Annotated in this window: 3 protein-coding genes; 2 read left to right on the forward strand and 1 reads right to left on the reverse strand. The window is 69.9% G+C overall.

Annotation, left to right across the window (positions count from 1 at the left end; genetic code table 11):
* Positions 1-962: hemolysin family protein (locus RTM68_RS09270; RefSeq protein ID WP_312170283.1), on the forward strand; the 962-nt coding region annotated here is incomplete at its 5' end.
* A 68-nt stretch (positions 963-1,030) separates the two neighbouring features.
* Here the strand turns inward: RTM68_RS09270 and RTM68_RS09275 are convergent.
* Positions 1,031-2,098 carry an NADH:flavin oxidoreductase/NADH oxidase gene (locus tag RTM68_RS09275; protein WP_312170285.1) on the reverse strand — a complete coding sequence of 356 codons (1,068 nt, stop codon included), beginning with the start codon at positions 2,096-2,098 and terminating at the stop codon, positions 1,031-1,033.
* 56 nt (positions 2,099-2,154) lie between these two features.
* Here RTM68_RS09275 and RTM68_RS09280 point away from each other — a divergent pair.
* The coding region (locus RTM68_RS09280; protein ID WP_312170287.1) for an NAD(P)H-hydrate dehydratase at positions 2,155-2,512 on the forward strand (358 nt) is incomplete at its 3' end.

Raw genomic sequence — 2,512 nt, forward strand, 5'->3', positions numbered from 1 at the left:
AGATCGAGCCGCGGGCCGAGGAGGGGTCGCGAGCCGCGAAGACCGCGCTGTACGCCATGGAGCACGCGACGCTCATGCTCGCGACGTCTCAGCTCGGCATCACGATCTGCTCGCTTCTGATCCTGAACGTGTCGGAGCCGGCGATCCACCACCTGCTGGCGACGCCCCTGCATGCCCTGGGCTGGTCGGACGGGGTCGTCGACGCCGTCTCCTTCGCGATCGCCCTGCTGGTGGTGTCGTTCCTGCACGTGGTGTTCGGCGAGATGGTGCCGAAGAACCTCGCGTTCTCGGTTCCCGACCGCGCGGTGCTGCTGCTGGCTCCTCCGCTCGTCTGGGTGTCGAAGGCGTTCATGCCGGTCATCTGGGTCCTGAACGCCGCCGCGAACGGCGTGCTCCGCCTCTTCCGGGTCGAGCCGAAGAACGAGGCGGCCTCGACCTTCACTCTGGACGAGGTCGCGACGATCGTCGATCAGTCACGACGTGAGGGGGTGCTCGCCGACACGGTGGGCGCCGTGGCGGCCGCTGTCGAGTTCACCGACAAGAAGGCGCGTGACGTCGCGGTGCCGCTGAGCGACCTCGTGACGCTGCCTGAGTCCACGACACCGGATGACATCGAGAAGGCCGTCGCCCGCTACGGATTCTCGCGCTACGTGATCGTCGATGACGAGCGCGCACCGGTCGGGTACGTGCACCTCAAGGACATCCTCCGCGCTTCCGACGGCCCGGATGCTGCCGCGAAGCTCTTCGAGCCGCTGCCCTCGAAACGGATCCACCACATGGTCCCCGTGCAGGAGGACACCGACCTCGAGGACGCTCTCGCCGTGATGAGGCGCGCCGGTCGACACCTCGCGAAGGTCCGTGACGCGAGCGGTACGACCACGGCCGTGCTCTTCCTCGAGGACATCCTCGAGGAGCTCGTCGGTGAGGTCCAGGACGCTACCCGCCGCGTGCGAGGACACTGACGGCTGACAGAGCGAAGCCCTCCGGCCCGGTCGGGTCGGAGGGCTTCGCTCTGCGCGCACGGGGCGCGTCAGTGCCAGTGCGCCCGTTCATACTGCGGTGGCCATGCGACCTCGGCACCGAGTTCGTGCGCGGCCCGCAGCGCGAAGTGCGGATCGCGGAGCCATTCGCGTCCCGCGAAGATCGCATCGGCGGATCCCTCGGCGAGCACCTGCTCGGCCTGCTCGGCAGCGGTGATGAGACCGACCGCCGACACCGGGATACGCCCGCCCTGGCGCACGGTCGAGGCGAGGGGTACCTGGTAGCCGGGGAAAACGCTGATCTTCTGGTGTGCGACGAGTCCGCCGCTCGAGACGTCGATGAGGTCGGCGCCGTGCTCGGTCGCCCAGCCCCCGACGACCGCGGCCTCCTGCTCGGTGAACCCGCCGTCGGCGTGATCGGTCGCCGAGATGCGCACGAAGACGGGTACGGCATCGCCGGCGGCCGCACGCACCGCGTCGACGACGCGCAGCAGCAGACGCGCCCTGTTCTCGAGCGACCCGCCGTACTCGTCCTGCCTCAGATTGGACAGGGGCGAGAGGAACTGGTGAAACAGATATCCGTGCGCACCGTGGATCTCGAGCACGTCGAAACCGGCCTCGAGGGCGCGCCGGGCCGACACGGCGAAGGCCTCGACGACGCGGTCGATGCCGTCGGAATCCAGCTCCTCCGGAGGCGCGAAGCCGTCGAACGCGACGGGCGAGGGTGCTGTCGTCGTCCACCCGCCGTCCGAGGCGGGAACCGAGCCGCGGTTCTCCGCCCACGGCCACCAGGTCGAGGCCTTGCGTCCCGCGTGCGCGAGTTGGATTCCTGCCGCCGCCCCGCGGGCATGGATCGCTTCGACGATCGGCGCCCAGGCGTCGCGCTGCTCGTCGTTCCAGAGTCCGACGTCCCGCGGAGAGATGCGTCCCTCGGGCACGACGGCCGTGGCTTCGGCGACGACCAGGCCGGCCCCGCCGGAGGCGAACTGCGCGAGGTGCGTGTGGTGCCACTCCTGCACGACGCCGTCGACGGCGCTGTACATGCACATGGGGGAGACCCACAGTCGGTTCCTGACGGTGATCGATCGGATGCTCAAAGGGGAGAAGAGGATGCTCACCTCCCTGACGTTACCGCCGCTCCGGAAGAGCGGGGCCGTCCGACTAACGTGGAGTCATGCCCGATGTGCGCGACTGGTCCCGAGACGATGCAGCGCGTTTCGTGCGGCCGCCCGAGGCATCGGACGACAAGTACTCCCGCGGCGTCGTGGGCCTGCGTACGGGGTCTCCGGCGTATCCGGGGGCCGCTGTGCTCGGGGTCGAGGCCGCGTGGCGCGCCGGAGCCGGGTTCGTGCGCTACATCGGCGCCGGACGCGCGGCGGATGCGGTCATCGCGCGGCGTCCGGAGACCGTCGTCTCACGACACGCCGCCGGTGCCAGGGTCGGTGCATGGGTGATCGGGTCGGGAACCGATGCGAGGGAGCGGACCGAGGCCGAGGAGCACGAGCTGCGCGCCATTCTGGACGGCGCGGTTC

Origin of the sequence: Microbacterium sp. (assembly GCF_031988965.1) — a bacterium.
GTDB lineage: Bacteria > Actinomycetota > Actinomycetes > Actinomycetales > Microbacteriaceae > Microbacterium.